The organism is Sphingobium sp. Leaf26 (genome assembly GCF_001421665.1).
GTDB lineage: Bacteria > Pseudomonadota > Alphaproteobacteria > Sphingomonadales > Sphingomonadaceae > Sphingobium.
Genome location: NZ_LMKV01000031.1, coordinates 35,163 through 58,310 on the forward strand (window position 1 = coordinate 35,163; position 23,148 = coordinate 58,310).

General features: G+C 62.8%; 21 protein-coding genes. 9 read left to right on the forward strand and 12 right to left on the reverse strand.

Going from position 1 to position 23,148, the window contains the following annotated elements:
* Positions 1 to 40: 40 nt before the first annotated feature.
* Positions 41 to 2,692, reverse strand: coding sequence for a TonB-dependent receptor (locus tag ASE85_RS19765; protein ID WP_443018555.1), 2,652 nt, complete (start codon positions 2,690 to 2,692; stop codon positions 41 to 43).
* 337 nt (positions 2,693 to 3,029) lie between these two features.
* Between ASE85_RS19765 and ASE85_RS19770 the strand changes: the two genes are divergently transcribed.
* Together ASE85_RS19770 and ASE85_RS19775 are read left to right on the forward strand one after the other, a co-directional pair.
* Positions 3,030 to 4,064, forward strand: coding sequence for a LacI family DNA-binding transcriptional regulator (locus tag ASE85_RS19770; RefSeq protein ID WP_056692789.1), 1,035 nt, complete (start codon positions 3,030 to 3,032; stop codon positions 4,062 to 4,064).
* A gap of 57 nt (positions 4,065 to 4,121) precedes the next feature.
* The gene (locus ASE85_RS19775; protein WP_056692792.1) at positions 4,122 to 5,276 is read left to right on the forward strand and encodes a winged helix-turn-helix domain-containing protein; all 1,155 of its coding nucleotides are present in this window, start codon (positions 4,122 to 4,124) and stop codon (positions 5,274 to 5,276) included.
* Between the two features lie 89 nt (positions 5,277 to 5,365).
* On the opposite strand, the gene ASE85_RS19780 is transcribed toward ASE85_RS19775, so the two are convergent.
* Positions 5,366 to 6,451: a helix-turn-helix transcriptional regulator gene (locus ASE85_RS19780; RefSeq protein ID WP_056693139.1), complete on the reverse strand. Its 1,086-nt coding sequence runs from the start codon at positions 6,449 to 6,451 to the stop codon at positions 5,366 to 5,368.
* Positions 6,452 to 6,537: 86 nt separating this feature from the next.
* On the opposite strand from ASE85_RS19780, the gene cysD reads away from it, so the two are divergent.
* The 3 genes from cysD (at position 6,538) to ASE85_RS19795 (ending at position 10,248) form a co-directional block, all read left to right on the forward strand.
* A complete protein-coding gene (gene cysD, locus ASE85_RS19785; RefSeq protein ID WP_056693140.1) occupies positions 6,538 to 7,449 on the forward strand; it encodes a sulfate adenylyltransferase subunit CysD in 912 nt (303 codons plus the stop codon).
* Positions 7,450 to 7,555: 106 nt separating this feature from the next.
* A complete protein-coding gene (cysN, locus tag ASE85_RS19790; protein ID WP_056692794.1) occupies positions 7,556 to 9,469 on the forward strand; it encodes a sulfate adenylyltransferase subunit CysN in 1,914 nt (637 codons plus the stop codon).
* On the forward strand, positions 9,466 to 10,248 hold the full coding sequence (locus ASE85_RS19795; RefSeq protein WP_056692797.1) for a 3'(2'),5'-bisphosphate nucleotidase CysQ: 783 nt from the start codon (positions 9,466 to 9,468) through the stop codon (positions 10,246 to 10,248). Before cysN ends, ASE85_RS19795 begins: the two co-directional genes overlap by 4 nt.
* A 3-nt stretch (positions 10,249 to 10,251) precedes the next feature.
* On the opposite strand, the gene ASE85_RS19800 is transcribed toward ASE85_RS19795, so the two are convergent.
* Genes ASE85_RS19800 through ASE85_RS19810 form a run of 3 tightly spaced genes read right to left on the reverse strand, consistent with a single transcriptional unit; the run spans position 10,252 to position 13,155 of the window.
* On the reverse strand, positions 10,252 to 11,157 hold the full coding sequence (locus ASE85_RS19800) for an HpcH/HpaI aldolase/citrate lyase family protein (RefSeq protein WP_056692800.1): 906 nt from the start codon (positions 11,155 to 11,157) through the stop codon (positions 10,252 to 10,254).
* Positions 11,154 to 11,621, reverse strand: a complete 468-nt coding sequence (locus ASE85_RS19805; protein ID WP_056692805.1) for a MaoC family dehydratase — start codon at positions 11,619 to 11,621, stop codon at positions 11,154 to 11,156. The genes ASE85_RS19800 and ASE85_RS19805 overlap by 4 nt, the downstream gene beginning before the upstream one ends.
* A gap of 1 nt (position 11,622) precedes the next feature.
* Positions 11,623 to 13,155 carry an AMP-binding protein gene (locus tag ASE85_RS19810; protein ID WP_056692808.1) on the reverse strand — a complete coding sequence of 511 codons (1,533 nt, stop codon included), beginning with the start codon at positions 13,153 to 13,155 and terminating at the stop codon, positions 11,623 to 11,625.
* Between the two features lie 85 nt (positions 13,156 to 13,240).
* Between ASE85_RS19810 and ASE85_RS19815 the strand changes: the two genes are divergently transcribed.
* Complete coding sequence (locus tag ASE85_RS19815) at positions 13,241 to 13,552, forward strand: non-heme iron oxygenase ferredoxin subunit (protein ID WP_082462936.1); 312 nt, start codon at positions 13,241 to 13,243, stop codon at positions 13,550 to 13,552.
* 42 nt (positions 13,553 to 13,594) lie between these two features.
* On the opposite strand, the gene ASE85_RS19820 is transcribed toward ASE85_RS19815, so the two are convergent.
* Genes ASE85_RS19820 through ASE85_RS19840 form a run of 5 tightly spaced genes read right to left on the reverse strand, consistent with a single transcriptional unit; the run spans position 13,595 to position 18,292 of the window.
* Positions 13,595 to 14,377, reverse strand: coding sequence for an enoyl-CoA hydratase/isomerase family protein (locus ASE85_RS19820; protein WP_056692813.1), 783 nt, complete (start codon positions 14,375 to 14,377; stop codon positions 13,595 to 13,597).
* Positions 14,374 to 15,609: a phosphotransferase family protein gene (locus ASE85_RS19825; RefSeq protein WP_056692816.1), complete on the reverse strand. Its 1,236-nt coding sequence runs from the start codon at positions 15,607 to 15,609 to the stop codon at positions 14,374 to 14,376. Before ASE85_RS19825 ends, ASE85_RS19820 begins: the two co-directional genes overlap by 4 nt.
* Complete coding sequence (locus ASE85_RS19830; protein ID WP_056692817.1) at positions 15,606 to 16,079, reverse strand: hypothetical protein; 474 nt, start codon at positions 16,077 to 16,079, stop codon at positions 15,606 to 15,608. Before ASE85_RS19830 ends, ASE85_RS19825 begins: the two co-directional genes overlap by 4 nt.
* Before the next feature lie 16 nt (positions 16,080 to 16,095).
* The gene (locus tag ASE85_RS19835) at positions 16,096 to 17,148 is read right to left on the reverse strand and encodes a phosphotransferase family protein (RefSeq protein WP_056692821.1); all 1,053 of its coding nucleotides are present in this window, start codon (positions 17,146 to 17,148) and stop codon (positions 16,096 to 16,098) included.
* Between the two features lie 10 nt (positions 17,149 to 17,158).
* On the reverse strand, positions 17,159 to 18,292 hold the full coding sequence (locus tag ASE85_RS19840) for a hypothetical protein (RefSeq protein WP_056692823.1): 1,134 nt from the start codon (positions 18,290 to 18,292) through the stop codon (positions 17,159 to 17,161).
* A gap of 171 nt (positions 18,293 to 18,463) precedes the next feature.
* On the opposite strand from ASE85_RS19840, the gene ASE85_RS19845 reads away from it, so the two are divergent.
* Both ASE85_RS19845 and ASE85_RS19850 read left to right on the forward strand, forming a co-directional pair.
* Positions 18,464 to 18,943, forward strand: a complete 480-nt coding sequence (locus tag ASE85_RS19845; RefSeq protein ID WP_056692825.1) for a MarR family winged helix-turn-helix transcriptional regulator — start codon at positions 18,464 to 18,466, stop codon at positions 18,941 to 18,943.
* 184 nt (positions 18,944 to 19,127) lie between these two features.
* Positions 19,128 to 19,661, forward strand: coding sequence for a MarR family winged helix-turn-helix transcriptional regulator (locus ASE85_RS19850; RefSeq protein ID WP_082462938.1), 534 nt, complete (start codon positions 19,128 to 19,130; stop codon positions 19,659 to 19,661).
* A 192-nt stretch (positions 19,662 to 19,853) separates the two neighbouring features.
* Here the strand turns inward: ASE85_RS19850 and ASE85_RS19855 are convergent, their stop codons facing one another.
* Positions 19,854 to 21,005: an acyl-CoA dehydrogenase family protein gene (locus tag ASE85_RS19855; RefSeq protein WP_056692828.1), complete on the reverse strand. Its 1,152-nt coding sequence runs from the start codon at positions 21,003 to 21,005 to the stop codon at positions 19,854 to 19,856.
* Between the two features lie 89 nt (positions 21,006 to 21,094).
* Here ASE85_RS19855 and ASE85_RS19860 point away from each other — a divergent pair, with 89 nt between their 5' ends.
* Positions 21,095 to 21,892: an enoyl-CoA hydratase/isomerase family protein gene (locus ASE85_RS19860; RefSeq protein WP_056692830.1), complete on the forward strand. Its 798-nt coding sequence runs from the start codon at positions 21,095 to 21,097 to the stop codon at positions 21,890 to 21,892.
* 7 nt (positions 21,893 to 21,899) lie between these two features.
* Here the strand turns inward: ASE85_RS19860 and ASE85_RS19865 are convergent, their stop codons facing one another.
* Complete coding sequence (locus ASE85_RS19865) at positions 21,900 to 23,141, reverse strand: cytochrome P450 (RefSeq protein WP_056692833.1); 1,242 nt, start codon at positions 23,139 to 23,141, stop codon at positions 21,900 to 21,902.
* Between the last annotated feature and the right edge of the window lie 7 nt (positions 23,142 to 23,148).

Here is a 23,148-nt window from a genome sequence, read left to right on the forward strand (position 1 = left end):
GAAGGCCCGGCGACGCATGGCCGCCGGGCCACTCTACACATCAGAAGCGGTAGTTGAAGCCCGCCATGAAGCGGCGGCCATAGCTTTGATAGTTGCGGATCTGGATCGACGCGCCGGTGTCCACCGACACGAACGGTTCGTCGGTCAGATTCTGGCCCTGCACGAAGATCGCCAGCCCTTCCAGCGCGCTGCCCTTCTGGAAATCATAGCCGACCTGGGCATCGACGATGGTTTCCGCCAGCGCCCGGCGCAATTCCCGCTCGCCGCCGAAGCCCACGAACTGCCCGACGAAGGCGGACCGGTAACGGGCCGAAGCGCGGGCGTTGAAGCCCCATTTCTCGAAGAAGAGCGTGCCGTTGGCGACCCAGCGCGAATAGTCGGGGAGGTCTTCGGACGCCGCGCCCACGCCCGGCTTGATGCTGGTCTTGGTATAGCCCACGCCGCCGGTCAGGCCAAAACCGTCCAGTGCAGGAGTGATGATGTCGAACGGCACCGTGCCGGCAACCTCAAAGCCGTATAGCTTGCCGCCCTTGCCGTTGACCGGACGGGTCAGCGTGCCATCGGGATCGGTGACGCCCGGCGGCAGCACGACCGGCAAGCCGCTATAATCGAACGCGGCCGTTTCCCGATAGACATAGCTTTCCAGCTTCTTGGCGAAGAGTTGGAGGCTCACATAGCCCTTGGTCCCGAAATATTTCTCGAAATTGAGGTCCGCCGCCCAGGCGCGATAGGGGCGCAGGGTGGGGTTGCCGCCGGTGCCGGTGATGACGCCGCTGGCGGTATTATAGCCATAGTCCAGGCTGACCTTCATATCCTCGAACCGGGGCCGCTGGATTTCGCGGGCGGCGGCCAGACGGACGATGAAGTCGCTGGGGAAGCGCAGCGACAGGTTCATGCTTGGCAGCACATCCCAATACGTGTCGCCCCGCGTCGTCGGCACCAGAGAAGCCGCCGCCAGATTGACGAAGCCGCGCGACTTCTGTTCGGTATTCTGCGCCAGCACGCCGAAATTGCCGCTCAGCTCGGCGGACCCGACATCGGATTTGATGTTGGCCATCAGATAGGCCGACATCACCCGCTCGGTCACCGAATAGGCCTTGGCCGGCACATCCTTGCTGGGGTTCAGCGTCTTGATGTAGACCCCGTCGCTCAGCAGCTTGAACGGATCATAGGACAGGATCGGACCGACGCCGATGAAGCTGAGGTCCGTCGCGGCCAGACGATATTGTTCCGGCAGCACCAGCGACGTAGCGCCGTTCGCCAGGTTCAGCACATATTCTTCCGGCGTCTTCGCCTTGGTGCGATCGACATAGCCCAGGCCCGCGGTGATCTTCGACAGGAAGCTGCCCTCGATCTCCTTGCCGAATTCGACCTGATAGCTTTTGATCTCATCGTCGATGATGCGGTTGTTATAATAGCCTTCCTGGTGGCCGAGCGGCGCGCCGCCGCCCCAGCCGAGCGGATCGGTCAGCACCATCAGATTGGGATCGCCATAGTCCAGTTGGTGACTGGTGAAATGCGTGCCCTTGCCGTCGCTGACGAAATCCAGCGTATCGGTCGCGCCATTGCCGGGGCCGTAGTCGGTGCCGGCGTTGGATTCGAGCGACAACTCGTTGCGGTCGGTGCGCGAATAGCCGAAGTCGAAGCTGGCCGACCAGCCATCGTCGCCGCTATATTTGGCGTTGAAGCCGCCGGAGAAGATCTTCGACTTGCGTTCATAGCCATGGTTGTTGACCACCGCCTCGACGCCCGTGAACGTGCCCTTGTTGATGAAGTCGCCATCGGTGCCGATGCTGGCGGGCACCAATGTCGCGCCGCTCCAGTAGAGCGGGAATTCGACGCCGCGCTTGATCTGCTTTTCCTTGAAGTCGCCATAGAAGCCGTCGAAGGTCAGCAGCAGCGTGTCGGTCGCCTGTACCTGCACTGCGCCCTGGATGCCCAGACGCTTCAACTGGGTGGACACGCCGAACGGCTTGATGCCGCCGATCACCTTGTCGCCATCCGGACCGTCGGCATAGCCCCAGGCCTCGAACTCTTTCGACTGATAGGGTTCGTCATTATAGGCGGCGGACAGCGACACGCCGATCCGGTCGCCGGCAAACTGGCCGACATAGGTGCCGGTCAGGCGATAGCCCTTGTCCTTGCTGTCGGCATTCACTTTGCCCAGGTCGGTATAGACGCCGCGCGCGCCGACCGAAAACAATTCCTTGCCATAGTCGAGCGGGCGGATGGTGCGGATATCGACGGTGCCGGCCAGACCCTGGTTGATAAGGTTGGCCTGTGGCGATTTGAACACATCGACGCGGCTGACGACTTCGGACGGATATTGATCGAACTCGACATTGCGCTGTTCGCCGGTCGATGTCTGCGGCCGGCCGTTGAGCGTGGTCGAGGAGAGGTCCGCGCTCGCGCCGCGGATCGCGATCGAATTGGCGCGGCCGAACAGGCGCTGGGAGGTCAGGCCGGGCAGGCGGGCGATGGATTCGCCGATCGACGCATCGGGCAGCTTGCCGATATCCTCGGCCGACACCGATTCCACGATCTGCGCGGCATTCTTCTTCACATTGACGGCGCTTTGCAGCGCGGCGCGGAAGCCGGTGACGATGATCGTGTCGCTGCCGCCGTCCTGCGGGGCGGCGTCGGCTTGCGGGGCGTCCTGCGCGAATGCGGGGCTGGCCGTGGCCGCAGCCATGATGGCCAGAAGCGAAGCGCCCAGCAAATGGACGCGGTTATGATGTTGAGCCACTTTATCCTCTCCCCCAAAGACACCGGACAGACCCTGTTCGCCGGTGCTGGAAACCCTCGCCGCCGGCATGGCTTTACAGTGCCATGTCCCTGCGGGTTCGTCCTGCATAGGCCGCGTTCGATCCACCCCGCCAGCAGGCATACGTATGCGCATATTATGCGATGCCATGGGCTGTGACCGGATTGTCACGCTGGCCCTTGTCGCAAAGCCCGCAATTGCCTTGTTTTCATGGGCCATCTACCATGGCTGTGGCGCATCGGTCCTTCGCGCCGGGAGAGGGAAGATGGGGCGTCCGCCCGGCAACAAGCCGACCAGCTTCGACATCGCCTATCTGGCCGGCGTCTCGCAGCCCACGGTCAGCCGCGCGCTGCGTGGATCGCGATCGGTCAGCCGCGCCACGCGCGAGCGGATCGAGGCGATCGCCCGCGACCTCAATTATTCGGTCGACAAGAACGCCTCCTCGCTCCGGTCGCAGCGGTCCAACACCATCGCCTTGCTGTTCTTCGAAGACCCGACCCCGGACGAATCGAACATCAACCCCTTCTTCCTCGCCATGCTGGGAGCGATCACCCGCCAATGCGGCGCACGCGGGCTGGATTTGCTCATTTCCTTTCAGAAGATGGAGGATGACTGGCATGTCCGCTATCAGGACAGCCATCGTGCCGACGGACTCATCCTGCTCGGCTATGGCGACTACACGCTCTACCAGCGGCGGCTTACAGAACTGGTCGGCGCCGGCACATATTTCGTGCGCTGGGGGTCGGTGGGCGCGGACACGATCGGTCCGACGGTGGGGTCGGACAATGTCGGGGCGGGCCGACTGGCGGGCGATCATCTGCTGGACCTGGGCCGCCGCCGCATCGCTTTTCTGGGTCAGGCCGACGAACATTATCCCGAATTTGCCGATCGCTATGCCGGCCTGTGCGATGCGATGGCGGCGCAGGGTATAGCGCCAGACCCGGCGTTGCAGGTCGATGCGCTGACGGCGGAGGATGCCGGCCATGCCGCCACCATGACGCTGATCGGGCGGGGCGTGCCGTTCGACGCGATCTTTGCCGCCAGCGACCTGATCGCCATCGGGGCGATGCGCGCGCTGGCGGAGGCGGGCCTCACCGTGCCGGGCGATGTCGCCATCGTCGGCTTCGACGACATCCCCGCTGCCAGTCTGACCACGCCGCCGCTGACCACCATCATGCAGGACATGAAGGGGGCAGGGCAATTGCTGGTCGACACGCTGGTCGCACAGGTGGAGGATCAGCCGTTGCCGCCCGGCACATTGCCGGCGCGGCTGGTGGTTCGGCGCAGCACAAGCGGCTGATCCCGGCCACGGATCGGGTCCATTCCCATGACGCGCCGTCTGGCGTAGCTATCGCGCATGACCCTCAGCCTCTCCATCGCCGACGCGCGCCGGATCGCGCTCGCTGCCCAGGGGTTCGGCCGCCCGCGTCCGGCGACCCCGACCAGGCTGCATCTGCGCAAGGTCACCGAACGGCTCGGCCTGCATCAGATCGACAGCGTCAACATCCTCGCCCGCGCCCATTATATGCCGGCCTTTTCGCGGCTGGGCGGCTATGATCGCGACTGGCTCGACAGCGCCGCCTGGGGCCGTCCGCGCGACCGGCGCCTGTTCGAATATTGGGCGCATGAAGCCTCGCTGCTCCCGCTCGATCTGCATCCGCTGCTGCGCTGGCGCATGGACCGCGCCGACCGGGGGGAGGCCGGGTGGAAGGGGCTACGGGTCTTTGCGGGCGAGCGTCGGGCGGATGCCATGGCTCTGCTCGACCGCATCCGCGCCGAAGGGCCGCTCGCCGCCGCCGATTTCGACGGGGGCCGCAGCCGCAGCGGCTGGTGGGAGTGGGGGGCTGCCAAGCAGATGCTGGAATGGCTGTTCTGGGCCGGCCATGTCACCACGGCGACGCGGCGCGGTGGCTTTGAACGGCTCTACGACCTGCCTGAACGAGTTCTTCCCGCTGCCATTCTGGCGCAACCGACGCCATCGCCACATGATGCCCGGACAGCGCTGGTCGAGCGGTCGGCCAGGGCCTTGGGGATTGCGACGGCCACCGAACTGCGCGACTATTTCCGGCTGCAACCGGACGATGCGCGTGCCGCCATCGACACATTGCAGGAGCAGGCCGTCCTGATCCCCGCCCGGATCGAGGGGCAGGCCCAGGCCGCCTATCTGCACCGCGACGCCGCCACGCCCCGGCGCGTTCATGCGCAAGCGCTGCTGTCGCCGTTCGACCCGCTGATCTGGGAACGATCGCGCACGCTGCGGCTGTTCGATTTCCATTACCGCATCGGCATCTATACGCCGGCCGACCGGCGCACCCATGGCTATTACGACCTGCCGTTCCTGCTCGGCGACCGCATCGTCGCGCGGGCCGATCTCAAGGCGGATCGCAAGGCCGGACGTCTGCTGGTGCAATCCCGCCATCTGGAACCCGGCGCACCGCCCGAGACGCAAGACGCACTGGACAGGGAATTGCATCGTCTGTCCGAATGGCTGGGTCTGATCTGCCCGACCTAAAAGTTCGATAATAAGGATTATGTTAAACAACCACCCTCATCACGGCAACCGCAAACACCTGTCCAACTCGCTGTCGCAATCGCCTCCGCTCAGGCGATCGCCAGCACGCTGCTCAGGATGATCCGCACCAGTTCTGCCTGACCCCGCGCGCCCATCTTCGCATAGATTTTCTTGGAATAGTTGCGCGCCGTCTCGACCGTCAGCTTCAGGTTGGCGGCGGCCTCGGCGATCGGGATGCCCTGTGCGATCTCCCAGGCCAGCCGCGCCTCACTCGGCAGCAGGCCGAACAGTTCGACCAGTTGTTCGCACCGATCCGCCTGCGACGATCGGTCGCCGCTCAGATAGACGATCGCCACCGGCGCATTGCCCGCCGCAACCGATCCGCCCCGGAACGGCGCGACCAGCATGTCCATGCGTGGGTCGCGGCTGAGGTTGATCGCATGCGGTCGCGCATCGGCATCCTGCGCGAACCTTTTGATCAGCACCGTCAGTTCCCGGTCCAGTTCCGGCAACGCCGGTGTCAGCCGGTCATAGCGTCCGCGCCGCAACAGGCCGTTGCGCTGGAACAGTTGGTCGACATGTGTCGTCATGTCGAGGATGCGGCATTGCGCGTCCAGCGTCAGCCAGCCGAAATTCAGCCGGCCAAAGGCTTCCGACGCCAGGCTCGACCGCAGCCTTTCCCGTTCCAGCGCCACGAAGCAGCGCATCGCGATCCGCAGATGCGGCGCCAGCGTCGTCAGCAGCGACGCGACCGAGGATGACAAGGACTTGCCCCCACAACAGAGCCATGCGTTGACGCCACTCGCTTCCATGACCCGGACGGCCCGCAAATCTTCTATGCCCACAGGTAGAAGTTCTTCGTCGCGCCAAGCCCGAAGTGCACTGTCGTCCGTTCCGATTAACTCGCCCAGGGCATAGACCCGCCCCTCCCGCATGAGCCGCTGCGGCACATATTCGCCTGTTGCGTGCCGGGCAAAAATCTTCTCTAGATTCAACGACTTTCCTAGGCCGACATGCAGTTCAACCAAGGCGCTCTCATGGGGTGGATGGAAGATCAGGCTGGCATAAGAAACCTGTAGCCTGCCCCGCAGCCGTTCCAGAAAATCATGCCAGAGGGGTTGCTGGAACAGGCCGTCATGCAGGCTGGCCAGCAGGCCGGAATCGTCCAATCGCATGGACAGCAGCCTATAGCCTCCCATATGGGAGGTCCAATGATTGTTGCCCGGTGGCAATAGGGCACGCAAGAAGATTGCGAGGAATGATGGTGGACGCAAAGACCCTGACTCATTTGGAGCGGCTGGAAGCCGAAAGCATCCACATCCTGCGGGAAGTGGTGGCCGAGGCCGAAAAGCCGGTCATGCTCTATTCGGTGGGCAAGGACAGCGCCGTGATGCTGCATCTGGCGCGCAAGGCCTTCTATCCCTCGCCCCCGCCCTTCCCGCTGCTGCATGTCGACACGACCTGGAAGTTCCAGGAAATGTACAAGCTGCGCGACCGGATGGCGCGGGAAAGCGGCATGGAATTGCTGGTCTACCAGAATCCCGAAGCGGCCGAGCGCGGCATCAATCCGTTCGACCACGGCCCTCTCCACACCGACATGTGGAAGACCGAAGGGTTGAAGCAGGCGCTCAACCTCCACGGCTTCGACGCGGCCTTCGGCGGCGCGCGCCGCGACGAGGAAAAGAGCCGGGCGAAGGAGCGCATCTTCTCCTTCCGCACCGCGTCGCATGGCTGGGATCCCAAGAACCAGCGACCCGAATTGTGGAATCTCTATAACGCCCGGAAGAACAAGGGCGAAAGCATCCGCGTCTTCCCGATCAGCAACTGGACCGAGCTGGATATCTGGCAATATATCCATCTGAACGATGTGCCGATCGTGCCGCTCTATTTCGCGGACGAACGCCCGACCGTGGAGCGCGACGGCATGCTGCTGATGGTCGATGACGATCGCTTCCCGCTGCAACCGGGCGAAGAGCCGGTGATGCGTTCGATTCGCTTCCGCACCTTGGGCTGCTATCCGCTGACCGGCGCGGTCGAAAGCACCGCCAGGACGCTGCCGGACGTGATCCAGGAAACGCTGCTGACCACCACGTCCGAGCGTCAGGGCCGCGCCATCGACAAGGATGCAGGCGGCGCCGGCATGGAGAAGAAAAAGCAGGAAGGCTATTTCTGACCAAAGGCCGTCATCCCGGCAAAGGCTGGGATTTCAGGCCTCCGGACGGAACCTTCGCTCAAGATCAACGCGATCCCGGCCTTCGCTGGGATGACGGGATGAACATATGACCGACCCCATCTACAAGACCGACGCCCTCATCGCGCAGGATATCGACCAGTATCTCAAGGTGCATGAGCATAAGACGATGCTGCGTTTCATCACCTGCGGATCGGTGGATGACGGCAAGTCTACGCTGATCGGTCGCCTGCTTTACGACAGCAAGATGATCTTCGAAGATCAACTGGCCGCGCTGGAGGCCGACAGCAAGAAGGTCGGGACGCAGGGGCAGGAGATCGACTTCGCACTGCTGGTCGACGGTCTCGCCGCCGAGCGTGAACAGGGCATCACCATCGACGTCGCCTATCGCTTCTTCGCTACGGAGAAGCGCAAGTTCATCGTCGCCGACACGCCCGGCCACGAACAATATACCCGTAACATGGTGACCGGCGCGTCGACCGCGGACCTGGCCGTCATTCTGATCGACGCGCGCAAGGGTATTCTCACCCAGACCCGTCGCCACTCCTATCTCACCCACCTGATCGGCATCCGCAACATCGTGCTGGCGGTGAACAAGATGGATCTGGTCGGTTATGATCAGGCCGTGTTCGACAAGATCGTCGCCGACTATGCCGCATTTGCCCGATCAATCGGCATCACGGCGTTCACCCCGATGCCGATCTCCGGCTTCAAGGGCGACAATATCACCGGCCCCAGCGCCAACACGCCCTGGTACAAGGGGCCTGCGCTGATCGAGCATCTCGAAACGGTCGAGGTCAACAGCGCGGCCGACGCGGACAAGCCGTTCCGCATGGCCGTGCAGTGGGTCAATCGCCCCAATCTGGATTTCCGCGGCTTTTCCGGCCAGATCGCGACCGGATCGGTCAAGCCGGGCGACGCTATCCGCGTCCTGCCTTCGGGCAAGACCAGCACGATCACCCGCATCGTAACGCTCAATGGCGACCTGGACGAAGCCGTCGCCGGCCAGTCGGTCACGCTCTGCTTCGCCGATGAGGTCGACTGCTCGCGCGGGGATGTGATCGCGGCGTCGGACAATCCGCCCCAGGCCGCCGACCAGTTCGAGGCGACGATCGTGTGGATGGCAGACGAGGAAATGCTGCCGGGTCGCTCCTACTGGCTCAAGATCGGCACCCAGATGGTGACGGCGACGATCCAGCAGCCCAAATATCAGGTCAACGTCAACGATGCCGGAGGTTCGGGTTCGCATCTGGCGGCCAAGACGCTGGAACTCAATGCCATCGGCGTCGCCAATCTGTCGACCGACAAGCAGATCGTGTTCGAGCCCTATGCGACCAATCGCACGCTGGGCGGCTTCATCCTGATCGACAAGCTGACCAATGCGACGGTGGCGGCGGGGATGCTGCATTTCAGCCTGCGTCGCGCGCAGAATGTCCATTGGCAGGCGACCGACATCAGCCGCGATTTCCATGCCGGCCTGAAGAACCAGAAGCCGGCCGTGCTGTGGTTCACAGGCCTGTCGGGTGCCGGCAAGTCGACCATCGCCAATCTGGTGGAAAAGAAGCTGGCGCGCATGAACCGCCATACCTTCCTGCTGGATGGCGACAATGTCCGCCATGGCCTGAACAAGGATCTGGGATTTACCGACGCCGACCGGGTGGAAAATATCCGCCGGGTGGGCGAAGTGGCGAAGCTGATGACCGATGCGGGCCTGATCGTCATCACCGCCTTCATCTCCCCCTTCCGCGCCGAACGCGACATGGTGCGACAGATGATGCAGCCGGGCGAGTTCATCGAGGTGCATATCGACACCACGCTGGCCGATGCAGAAGCGCGCGACGTCAAGGGCCTCTACAAGAAGGCGCGGTCGGGCCAGCTCAAGAACTTCACCGGCATCGACAGCCCCTATGAAGCGCCGGAAGACCCCGAAATCCGCGTCGACACGGCGGTCATGACGGCGGAGCAAGCCGCCGATGCGATCATCGCTCGGCTGATCCCATGAGCGATGCACCGTCTGAAAGGGCTGTAGCCGACGCCACGCTGGCCGCCCACCTGGCGCAGATAGCGGGACGCCTGCTGCTCGACGTCCGCGCCTCCGCCCTGTTCAGCCCCAGGGCGCTGGGCAAGGCGGGCGACCAGACCGCCAACCAGTTCCTCTGCCACGCCCTGCGCGAACAGCGGCCCGACGACGGCCTGTTGTCGGAGGAAGAAAAGGACAATGCGGAGCGGCTGGGCAAAAGCCGCGTATGGATCGTCGACCCGGTGGACGGCACGCGCGAATATGGTGAGGAACGGACCGACTGGGCCGTGCATGTCGGCCTTGCCATCGACGGCATCCCCAGCATCGGCGCGGTCGCGTTGCCGGGCCTGGATGGCGGCGTCGTGCTGCGCACCGATCAGGTCCGCACCGTCCCGCCCGCGCCGGAAAAGCTGCGCATGGTCGTCAGCCGCACCCGCCCCGCCGCCGAGGCCCTGGCTGTTGCGCAGGCGATCGACGCGGAACTGGTGCCGATGGGGTCCGCCGGCGCAAAAGCGATGGCGATCATCCTGGGGCAGGCCGACATCTACCTGCATAGCGGTGGCCAATATGAATGGGACAGCATGGCCCCGGTTGCGGTCGCCCGCGCCCATGGCCTGCATTGTTCGCGCATCGACGGATCGCCGCTGGTCTATAATCAGGCGGATGTGTATCTGCCCGACCTGCTGATCTGTCGCCGCGAACATGCCGACGACGTGCTGCGGCAGGTTGCCCGCTTCAGGCAGGACAGCGCCAGCGCGTGACGATCAGGCGCGCGCCCTGAACGCCGCCGCCTGCGCCAACACCCGCTGCGCCTGTTTCTGGTGCGGGATGTCGATCATCTTGCCATCCAGCCCGACTGTACCAGCGCCGGGGCTGGCCGCGAAGGCGTCGATCACCCGGCGGGCATGGGCGACTTCATCGGCTGACGGCATGAAGCTGTCGTTGATCCCGGCCACCTGCGCCGGGTGGATGGCGATGCGGCCGGTAAAGCCTTCCGCCCGCGCCGCTCGGCAGGCTGCGCGCAACCCGTCCTCGTCCCGAAAATCGACGTACAGCGTATCGATCGCCTGCACGCCCGACGCATGCGCCGCGAGCAGGCAAAGCGAGCGCGCCATCTGATAGGTGAAGGCCCAGTGCCCGCTGGTATCGACATTGGTGCTGGCGCCCAACGCAGCCGACAGATCCTCCGCCCCCCATGTCAGACCCGCCAGCCGCTCCAGCCCGGCGCTGGCGAACTGGCCCAGCGTGAAGGGCGCGATCGCGGTTTCGGTGGCGACGGGCAGGATCTTCACCGATCCCCGTTCGATCCCATGCGCCGCCTCCAGCGCGTCGAGATAGTGGGACAGGCGCCGCACATCGTCCGGGTCATTGGTCTTGGGTTGCATGATGCCGTCCGGCGCGCCGGGCATGATCGCGGCCAGATCATCGAGCGTCAGCCCGGAGTCGAACGGATTGACCCGCACCCAATATTGCGCCTTGCGCCGGCCCCGCGGCGTCGTACGCAGAAAATCCGGGATCAGGCGACGGGCGAGCGGCTTGTTGTCCGGGCTGACCGCATCCTCCAGATCGAGGATGACGGCATCGGCGCCGCAGTCGGCGACCTTTGCCATCTTCTTCTCGCTGTCCCCCGGAATGAACAACCAGGACCGCAGCGGCAGGGCGTCGCTCATGCCGCTGGCCTCCGCCCCGGATTACGCCGTTGCAGGCCCGACCGCTTGCACGAAGCCACAAGGTCGCCATGCTGGTTGAACGCCTGATGCAGGAAGGTGACGATGCCCGCTTCGGGCCGCGACCGGGAATCGCGCAGGTTGATCACTTCGCTCACGACATGGACGGTGTCGCCATGAAAAAGCGGCTTGGGAAAACGCACCTCGTCCCAGCCCAGATTGGCGACGGCCGTGCCCAGCGTCGTATCACCCACCGAAATGCCGACCATCAGGCCCAGGGTGAAAGCCGAATTGACGATACGGGCGCCAAATTCGGTGCCCTTCATATATTCCTCGTCCAGATGCAGCAGCGCAGGATTATGCGTCATCGCGGTGAAGAGGACATTGTCCGTTTCCGTCACCGTGCGGCGGATCGGATGTTCGAACCGCTGCCCTATCGTCAATTCGTCGAACCAGACGCCTGCCATATCATGCTCCTGTCTTGCGATGGCGCGCCAGCCATTCGTCCTTGAGATGGCGCGCATAGATTTTTCCGGTGTCGTGGCGCGGCAACTGGGCACGAAACTCCCAACTGCGCGGGCATTTGATCGTCGCGAGGGCGGCGCGGCACCAGCCTGACAATTCGGTCGCCAGCGCATCCGCATCAGTCGCAGGGTCAAGCGGCTGGACCACCGCATGCAGCACCTCGCCCATATCCTCGTCCGGCACAGCGAATACACTCGCGTCCGCCACCGCCGGGTGAGAGATCAGGCGGTTCTCCGCCTCCTGCGGGAAGATGTTGACCCCGCCCGATATCGCCATGTTGCTGCGCCGGTCGGTAAGGTAAAGATAGCCCTCCGCATCGACATAGCCGATGTCGCCCAACGTGCTGCGCCCACTGGCGTCATGGGCCTCCGCAGTCCGGTCCGGGTCTTGATGATAAGCAAAGCCGGGGCCGCCCGAAAACCAGACCGTACCGACCTGTCCGGTGGGTACCTCAAAGCCTTCATCATCAAGGATGTGGATCGCACCCAGAAAGGACCGGCCCACCGATCCGGGATGGGCCAGCCAGTCGGCCGATCCGATCATGGTCAGCCCATTGCCCTCCGTCCCGCCATAGCTTTCCTCCAGGATCGGACCGAACCAGTCGATCGCCGCACGCTTGACGTCGGGTGCGATCGGCGCGGCGCCATGGACGATGGTGCGGACGGAGGAGAGATCATAACCCGCCTTCACCTCCGCCGGCAGTTTCAGCAATCGGACCAGCATGGTCGGCACCCAATGGGCATGCGTCACGCGATACTGGTCGACCAGTAGCAGCGCGCCTTCCGCCTCGAACGCCTCCATCACGATCAGCGTTGCGCCGATCTGCTGCATCGCCATGGCAAAGCGCATCGGCCCGCTATGATAGAGCGGACAGGGCATCAGATAGACCATATCATCGCCCCAACCATAGCGATCGGCATAGATGCCGAACATCTTCGAGGGGCCATCTATGCCATCGTCGGGCAGATGCTGCTTGATCCCCTTGGGCCGGCCGGTCGATCCGGAACTGTATAGCATGTCCGATCCCCGGCTTTCGTCAGGGATCGGCGTAGCGGGAAAACGCGCCGCATAGCTGCCATCGCTTACGTCGATGAAGCAGAGGTCGGGCAAGCGGACTTTCAACTCATCGACCAACCCGGCCTGTTTTGTTGTATGGAAGACCAGCCGTGCGCCGCAATCCGCGATGATGAAGGCGATTTCATCCACATGAAAGCGCCAGCTGATCGCGGTATAATAAAGGCCTGCATTATGGCCCGCCCAGACCAGCTCGTGAAAGACCGGGACATTTTCCACCAGCAGCGCGAAATGATCGCCGCGCCGGAGTCCTCTTGCCCGCAGCAGATGCGCGCAGCGATTGGCGCGCGCATCCAGCTCGCCATAGGACAACGTCATCCCCAGCGACGGATAGACGACCGCTGGTCGATCGGGGTCGGCTTTCGCCCATCGGCGCGGATGCTGAATCAGAACGTTCTCCATTGCATTAGCCTTGCACTATCCTGGCCGCGTGCATATAGTTCGCTAGCACATAATGTGGAATGGTGAATTTGGAGAGGCGTTGCAAATGACTTTGGTGAAGGCCTGCACGATGTCCGATCTGGAAGATGGGGAAATCTTCAAGGCGGAACTGGCCGATCATGCCCCGCTCGCCCTCTACATGATCGGGGACGAGATTTTTGCCACCGCCGACATTTGCACCCATGGCGAAGCCAGCCTGTCGGAGGACGGCTATATCGAGGATGGCAAGGTCATCTGTTCCTGGCATGATGGCGCTTTCGATATCCGCACGGGTGAGCCATGCCGCTTACCCTGCATGGACCCGCTCCAGACCTTCCCGATCAGGATAGAGGGGGACGCGGTCTTCGTGGAGATATGAGGCAGGGCGCCATTCCCGGACCGGCGGGGATGACGGTCCTGCTCAGCGCTGCCTTTCCATGAAGGCGGTGACGCGCTCGGCATAGTCGGGGTGGGCCACCACAGCGCCGATGTCGATCGTCTCCTGCGCCAGATGATCGACCACGGAAATGCGGTGGGCGATGTTCATTGCCCGCTTGGTGCGCCCCAGAGCCTCCTGCGGCAGCTTGGCGATCCGGGCGAGCAACTCTTCGGTTCTACTGTCCAACTCGCTGTCTCCTACCACCCAGTTGACCAGACCGAACGCGCGCGCTTCCTCCGGCCCGAAAATATCCCCCAGATAGGCGATCTGCTTTGCCCGCTTCGGTCCGATATTGCGGACGAGATTGTAGCTGAGCGCGGAATCGGGGATCACGCCGACCCTTATCTGCGCCGCCAGGAAACGGCTCTTGTCGGACGCGATGGCAAGGTCAGCGGCCGCCACCATGGCCAGGCCCCCGCCCGCCGCCATGCCCCGGATGCGCACCACCACCGGTTGCGGAATACGCTCGATCATCGCGAAAAGCTGGTTGCCCTTGTCGCCGCTGGTCATCCAGTGGTTGGCGCGCTCCAGGTCGGTCATGCCCAATGTGGAGGAAAATTCCTTCACATCGCCGCCCGCACAGAAATTGTCGCCCGCCCCGGTGATCAGGACGACGCGGACGTCGCGGTTGCACTCGATGGCGCGCAGATGATCGCCCAGCGTCTCCCACATGCCGTTCTTCATCGCGTTCATCGCATGCGGACGGTTGATCGTCGCGCGGGCGATGGGACCGCCGATGACGAAGCTCAGTTCGGAATCGCTCATGCAGGCATCTCCATATTCGAGATCATGGGGGCGAGGTCGTTGGCCAGGTCGCGCAACTGTTTGGGGAAAGTATTGCAACCGATGGTGGCGATGCGCAGGTCGCGATCGACGCCGCTGTCATAGCTGTGCCGTGCAAAGCCGGTCAGTACCGACAGCAGCAACGTGCGCCATACGGTGAAGAAGGCCATGCGGGCGTCGCTGACCGCTGGACCGCCCGCTGCATGATAGGCGGCCATGAACTCTGCCCATGGCATCACGCGGGAAACGAGGAAGCGGCAATAGGCCAGATCCTCGGCCGGGTCGCCTGCATGGGTGAATTCCCAGTCGAGCAGACCCGTCAGCCGATCCCCCAGCCCCAAGCTATTGTGCAGCCCTGCGTCGCCATGGACCAGTCGCCGTTCATTGCCGATATGCGGCAATTGGTCGTGCAGCCAGGCAAAGGCCGCGTCGATCAGCGGCACTGGCGCCATGCCCTTGCGATAGCGCACCTCATAGCTTTCGATATGCGCCCGGACCGGATGGTCAGCACGGCCATAAAGCAGGCTGTCCGCCAGTCCCAGATCGTCGACGTCATATTGGTGCAGCTTCGCTAGCTCCGCCGCGAAATCACGGCAGAAGGCCGGTGTCGCGTCGGTCGAGAAAAGCGTGCCCATGGATGTCCCGGCAAGCCGCTCGAAGACGATGAACCGTCCGCCGATCGCCTGTGGCGACTCTTCCAGCCAGAGCGGTTCGGGAACGCGCAGGCCCTTGCCATGCACTGCCCGGATGACCGGAAACTCGTCCGCGACGGATGTTCCGGTGACGGCAGCGGTAAAATCGCGGCGGACGACCAGTTGCCGCCCGTCCGCGCTATCCAGCAGGATGGTGCCCTTCGACCGCCCACCAGGAACGGTAGTGACCTTGGCGATGGCGATCGACGCATCCTTGTCGGCGAACCAGCCGGTGAAGATATCGGCAGGGATTTCCAGTTCCGCGCCCGATCCGGCAGGCGCGGCAGGCGCCGCGAGAATGGCGGCGATCCTGTCCTCATGCGCGCTGCGCCATGCCGCCTCGGCAGCGACGCCCGGTGGCGGGCCAGCCGGTTCCTCCGCCTCCACTGCCAGACGCGCGAGCATCATTTCGATGAGGTCACAGCGCAGGCGCTCATTGCCCTGCGGCAATTGCGGCTTCAGGTCGGCGCGCACGGCAGCGAGGATGCTGCGCAGTTTCTCTCCCAGCAGCGGATCATTCATACCGGCCGCCCCACATAGGTCGGGAAGAAGAAGCCGCTTTCCCGATCGGCATGTTTGAGCAGCCAGGCGCGCAGGTCGGCATGGACGGCATCGGCCACCGCTTCCCCCTTGCGCGCGTGGCAGGCATGCAGCAGCGCATCGACCGCCTCGCGGCCCTTGTGATTGAGCGCCTGCAACGCATCGACGCGGGCATAGCCGTCGATCAAGTCCGGCGCCTCCGCGAGGAAGGTGGCAAGGGCCGGATCGTCATGCGACAGCCTATCGCGAGCGGCCGTCAGAAGGACGACCAGCTCGCGGCTATCTTCATGGAGCATCGCGCCTTCGACCGGCACCCGCGCCTGAAGATGGTTCAGGATCACCTCGACGCTGCGCAACGCGCTTTGCGCCCACTGATCGTCGATCTTCGGTGCGACATGCTCCTGTAGCGCGAGTTGAACGGCGGCGAGCATTTGCTGGCTTGTCGGCATCATGGCGTCCGCACTCCCTTCAATTGGCTGCATTTTCGGGGCGGTAGGGGCTCTTGCGCCATTCCGCGACGATATGGGCGGCTTCGTCGATCGGCTTGCCGATCATCATGGCCAGCAATTGCTCGAACAGCTTGACCCGCCCGAAGCCCAGATTAAGCCGGGGCACGCGCGGATTTTCTCCGGACAGGAAGGGGCGCAGGCCGTTGTTGAGCGTCGGCACCGCCTTCCACACTTCCCAGACGCGATAGAAATCGAGGCTGGACCGGTCGATCGCGAAGCCCGCGACATCCTCATAATGGCGCAGCGTCACATCCGCGTCGCCCAACGTCAGCATGCCCTGCGACAAGGCCCAGTCCTGCGCCGGGTCGCCGGCAAAGGCCAGTTCCCAGTCGGACAGAGCGACGATCCTGTCGTCCTTCCATATCTCCTCGCCCATGCCGTTATTGCCCTTGCACAGCGAAATGCGCGGGGCAGTGGTCGGCAGATGCTCCTTTAGCCAATAGGCGGCCTCGGTCACGAGCGGGAAGGGATCGGTGCGGACGTCGCGGAAGATGGTCTGCCAACGATTGAAGTCGAACAGGGCGCAGTCGGCGGCGGATGCGGGCATGTCGACAAATGCGGTAAAACCGGTCGCTTCCAGATCCAGCGCGTGTAACGTCGCCAGCTTCTCGGCATGGTCGAGAGCGACCCGCTGGCGGCGGGCGGCGGCTTGCGCTCCTTCGTCGTACAGGCCGGGCAGGTCATTGCTGCCGTCCACCATCCGGCGGACCATGACCGGGCGTCCTTCAGTCAATGCCGGTGCCGGGTCGAACCAGAGTGGCTCGGCCACCGGTACGGCGGTCGGATAGAGGCCTTTGATGATGCGATATTCATAGTCGAGCGGCACCGGACAGATCGGCCCGCCCAACGCATCGGTGCGAAAGACATAGCTGCCTTCGCTCCCGCCTTCATCGGTCCAGACGAGAAACGTTTCACGACTGATGCCGGGGAAGGTGCGCTTGAAGCGGGTGACGCGAACATCGCCGCCCATATGCGCGGCGAAATAGTCGGACAGGGATTGCTGGTCGATCATATCATCTCCCTCAAAGGCCGAAACGCGGCTGGGGGCCGATGACGAACATCGGAATATAGGCGCTGCCGGATTCGCCATTGATGCTACAGGTGGTGAGTTGTTCACGATGCTTGGGCGTGGCCCGGCTGCCGTCGGGCAGGATCACGACTTCAGGATCGCTGATCTCATAGCTGTCGATCTCGAACAGGAGGTCGCGCGAACGCCAGACGCCCTGCCCTTCCCCGTCGGTAAAACCGCCATCGAAGCCGCCGCCGCGATAGACCCATGGGCGCCCGACCGATTGCGCCTCGATCGGGATATGCCGGCCATCCGCCAGTGTAAGGTCGAGTGCCATCCGATCGAACACGCGGGTGCCGGGCTTGAACGATACGTCGTGCGCGATGCCGATGACCTCGATCGGATCGCCCTCCCCTTCGCGCACCTCGCCTTCGGTGTAGAGGCGCTTGCCCTCGCCATCCTCGATCAGTTGCACCGCGCCGCCGAACCGGCCCGCGCGAAAGCCTGCATGAACCAGGAACAATCCCTTGCCGCCCGTTCGGGACGCCGAAGCAACGCCACCCGCGCTGGGCGTGCCGGTCATCGGCTCGAACCCGCCAACGCCCGGCCGCACGCCCCAGCTATGGTCGCGCCATCCGAACCAGTCGTTCGCCTCGATCCGCTCGCCCTCCACCATCACATGGCCGCTGATCCGGCCCAACTGGTTGTACCGCAGATAATCGGTGTGCAGTCGCCCATCGCCGCGCGATACATGGGGATGTTCCAATCGCGGCGGCAGCATCGCATCGAACTGCATGTCGAGCGAAATGGGATAGTCGCCCGCTTCCAGCGTGTAGCGCAGCGCCTTGAATGCCTCGATCACAGACAGGGACAATGGCCCGATGCGTGCGTCGCTATCGGGCATCGGACGCAACTGACGGGTCAGGCGCACATTATACTGGCGCTGCGACCGATGCTGCACCATGGCAAAGCCCTCGATCACATTCATATTCTTGAAGACGGTGATGCCGGCGAGAAAGGCGACCTCGCCATCGGCGCGGAATCCACCCATCAACTGACGGTCATAGAAACGATGATCGGTAGAATGGACGTGATCGAAGGTCAGCGGCGCCTGATGGTGCAGCGTCTCGTCCAGCGAAGTCAGCACATCTCTCTCCCTTGTTATGGGACGAGGCATATGGCGGACGCGGAGCGAGGTCAATAGAAGTTCGCATACATACCATCCGCATGTGTATATATCGCATCCGCTCAATTGCCTTGACAGGAGCGGCAGCAAATATCATGCCTGAAACGCTATATATTTCGGACCTTTGACATCATGGACTATTCTGAGACACCGGTCGCCAACCAGTTCCGCCTGGGTTTCCTGATCCATGACGTGTCGCGCCTGCGTCGCACCGTAATCGACAAGGCGTTGAAACCACTGGGTATTACCCGATCCCAATGGTGGGTGCTCAGCAATCTGGCGCGCAACAGCAGCCATGAAATGGTGCAGACCGAACTGGCCAATGTGCTGGACATCGGCAAGGTCGCTCTGGGCGGATTGCTCGATAGGCTGGAGGCATCGGGCTATATCGAGCGCAAGGCCGATCCGGGCGACCGCCGCGCCAAGCGCGTGGTCATGACCCGCAAGGGTGAAGAGATTCTGGAGCAGATGCAGGAGCAGGGCGCCGATCTCAACCGTGAGACGCTGCGCGACATTACCGAGGCAGAGGTGCGCCTGGCCGAGGATATCATGCATCGCATGAAGAAGCGCCTGATCGAGATGGACGCCGATCTGCGCAAGAATAGCGGCTGAACGCCGCCGCATTTCCAGTATTTCAAGATCAAGATCGTGCATTAGCATCGCTCTGGATGCGTGCGCAGCAATTATTACATATCTATAAATTTAGCTTGCGTATTATTCGGAAGCGGATGTATCAGTCACGATAACGCAATGAAGCCGCCCCTGCCCATCGCGGGCGGCGGCAGGAACGATATCCATGGATGATGTGCCCAACGCCCCCGATGCCAATCGTTATCGCCTCGGCTTTCTGGTGCATGATGTATCCCGCCTGCGTCGGACCTTGGTCGACAAGGTTATGAAACCGCTGGGCATTACCCGATCCCAATGGTGGGTGCTGACCAATTTGTCGCGCAACAGTCGCCATGAAATGATGCAGACCGAACTGGCCAATGTTCTCGACATCGGGAAGGTGGCGCTGGGCGGACTGCTGGATCGTCTGGAGGCGATCGGCTATGTCGAGCGCAAGGCCGATCCGGTGGATCGTCGGGCCAAGCGGATCGTCATGACCGCACAGGGCGAACATGCGCTGGAGGGTATTCAGGCAAGAGCCACGGCGCTCAATCGCGAAATGCTGGATTGCGTGACGGTGGAGGAAATCCTGTTCGCCGAAGCGGTGCTGCATCGCATGAAGCGTAACCTGATCGAAATGGACGGCCATGGCCGCCGGCGTGTGACGCACGCGGATGGCCATGGCGCCGACTCCATGGGTACGTCCCACTCGCCTGTCTAACGGCTGGAGGCCGCAGACAAACGCTCGGCCAAATCGCTGCCCGGCAAAGGCCGTGCGATAAGGTAATGGCCTGTCCCACAGGGTCGATCTCCACCAGCTGCGATCGGCCCTTTCAATTACCGACAGAAGGCGAGAATTTCACACGCATTTGCGGTGCTTCTTCCGCATTCGCTCGGATTTTGTCTACGTCTTCTATAGCGCCCTGCCGATCTGGAGTCGCATGATCTCTGCGGTTCCAGCAAAGATGCGGTGCAGGCGCCCGGCGGTAAAAAGGCGGGACACCGGGTATTCGTGCATATATCCTGCGCCGCCGTGCAACTGCACGCACTGGTCCAGCACCCGCCCCTCCATTTCCGGCAGCCATAGTTTCGCGACGGTCGCCTCGCCCATGTCGACCTCTCCCTTGCGCAGATAGGTGCGCAGGCAATGGTCGATATAGGCCTGCCCGACGTCGAGATCGGCCTTCATGTCCGCCAGCTTGAACTGGCTATTCTGGAAGTCGAAGATGGTCTGGCCAAAGGCCCGGCGATTTTTGACGAACTCCACCGTCAGGTCGAACGCACGGGTCGCGGCGGCATGCGCGATGATGCTCCACATCAACCGGTCGCGGTTCAGGCTCTTCACCAGAACCTTGAACCCACCGTTCAGCGGCCCGAACAAATTGGTCGCGGGTACACGAAGATTGTCGAATACCAGTTCGCCATTGTTGGACGCATGGCAACCCATCTTCTTGAGGATGCGACCGATGCCCAGGCCCGGCCGATCACGCTCCACCAGGAAGATGGAAATGCCACGCGATCCGGCAGCCGGATCGGTCTTACACGCCACCATGAACAGGTCGGCGTCGGCGATGCCGGAAATGTATGTCTTGGCGCCATTGATGACATAGTCGTCGCCGTTCCGCACAGCCGTCGTGCGGATGGACGCCAGGTCGCTGCCCGAATCCGGCTCGGTCACAGTGAAGGCAAGCAAACATTCGCCCTTCACCATTTTCGGCAGCCATTGACGCTTTTGTTCCTCCGTGCCGAAGTCCATCAGTTGTTCGCACATCTGGTCGCGCTGGAAGGCAGGACCGATGCTGGCACCCGATATGGAGTAGCCCATTTCCTGCGTCATCACGACGCGGTCGAGGAAATCGCCGCCGGGGCCGCCAAATTCCTCCGATACGCCGATGCCCAATATGCCTGCCTCGCCAGCTTTCAGCCAGAAGCTACGCGGCATGGCATGATCTTCGTCCCATTGCTCGACAAAGGGGTCGGCCTGCGTTTCGAAGAAATGGCGTACCGTACGGCGAAACTGCTCATGTCCGTGGGTGAAAATGTCGGGATCGATATTCAGCGGCATAGCCTCTCCGATCTTGTTCGCATTATGATAATATGCCTGATAACTACATAGCCTGACCAAGAGCCACAAGCGAAAACGGAGAGAAAGATATGGACCGCATCCGCATCGAGCGCGCAGAGGGCATCTGCACCATCAGCTTCAATCGACCCGACCGGATGAACGCGATCGACGACGCCATGACGCGGACGTTGATCGCGACGTTCGAGGCGCTGGCGACTGACCCGGACACGCGCGTCGTGGTGATCGGCGGTACAGGCAAGCATTTCTCGGTCGGCGGCGACATCGGCAATATCGCCGACTGGCTCTCGCCCGATCCGCAGGCGCGCCATGATCGTTTTACCGAAGCGGTGAGCACCCTTTCCAAGCCGCTGGTCTTGGCGATGCAGCGTGTGCCTCAACCGATCATCGCCTCGGTCCGGGGCCATGCCATCGGTGTCGCGTTACAGATCGCGATTCTGGCCGACTTGGTGGTCGCGTCCGAAACCGCGCGATTCAGCCTGCCCCAACTCGATCTGGCGCATACGCCAGACCATGGTGAAAGCTGGAGCCTGCCCCGCAAGATCGGGCTGTCCCGCGCGCTGCAAATGTCTCTGATGGCAGAGCAGATCGATGCCGCAACGGCGGAACGCTATCATCTGGTAAACTGGATTGTGGCTGACGAGGAGTTGGAAGCCCGCACCCAAACCCTGGCGCAGCGTATCGCCGCCAGCCCGACGGCGGCAGCCCATGGCGCCAAGGCTTTGTTCTGGGGCGCACAACGTCAAACTCTGGTCGAGGCGATGGACAGCGAGATTGCCATGTTGGGTAAGGTCGCGATGCAGGAAGATTTCGTCGAAGCAATCACAGCCTTCACCCAGAAACGCCCCCCCGTGTTCAGGGGGCGCTGAGCCGGCGTCAGAGGGGCGTCACCCTCACCTGCATCTGGTAAACACCGCGAAAGACCCAAACTGGCAGAAAATCGAGCGTATCGTCCAGCACCTCGATCCGCTTCACCTTGCGCAACAGAGCGCCCAGAAACTCGCTGAGTTGCATCTTGGCGAGATGATGGCCGAGGCAGAAATGCACTCCCGGTGCAAAGACCATGGATCCGCGATTGTCTCGCGTAAAGTCGATCCGGTCGGCATGTTCAAACACGGCCGGATCGCGATTGGCGGTGGAGATGAGCACCGCGACCACGTCCCCCTTGCAGATATTGTGCCCGTGCAGTTCGAAATCCTCGTAGACGAGGCGCGGCTGGCCGCCGACCATGGCGATGTGCCGCTGCAATTCGGTCACCACATCCACGATCCGGTCCGGATTGGCCTGCGCCCAGGCCCAGGCTTCGGGATCGCGGGCCAGCGCCTCCACTGACAGGGTGATAGTGTTCATCGTCGTGTCGTGACCAGCCACGATAGCGACGTGCATCTGCGCCAATATCTCTTCATAGGACAGGCGATCCTCTCCCTCTGACGCCGTAAGCAGGCCGGTCAGGAAATCTTCCTTTGGATCGGTGCGCCGCTTTTCCAGTTCGACCGCCACCGCCTCGTTCATCTTCTCCAACGCGAAGCTGGCCTTTTCCAGCCGTTCGGCGGTCGGCACGGTCGCCCCCACCCCCTCCATCAGCCAGGTCGCCCAGTTCCGCAGTTCGGGCGTCAATTCGGGCGGCATGCCCAAAATCTGGAACAGCACATCGCCGGTCATCGCGCGCGATATGCCTTCGTTGAATTCCAGTTCGCCTTCAGCGATCATCTTGTCGACCAGCGCTTCGGCACGCGCTTTTGCATAGGGGCGGAATCCCTCCACCACCTTGCGATTGAGGGCCTTCATCAGCAGCGAGCGCAGGCGAGCATGCCGCTCACCTTCGGTGCTGGTGATCCAGAGGTCGGAATATTTGACCAGCGTTGGGATGCGGGCATCCCATTGGTCCGGCGGGATCAGGTGGAAGACGGGAAACATGCGGCCGTCATTGGTGACCGGGATGCGGCGCTGAAAAGCGTCCACGACATCCGAATGGCGGGTGATGAACCAGCATCGCGACCGTTCGCTCCAAAATACCGGAGTCCGATCGCGAATATGGTCAAGATCCTCGATCATGGCCTTGCCACGATCCCGCGGGGCGTTGGTCAGGTCGACATCCACAATGTCCTGTACGCTCATGCTCCAT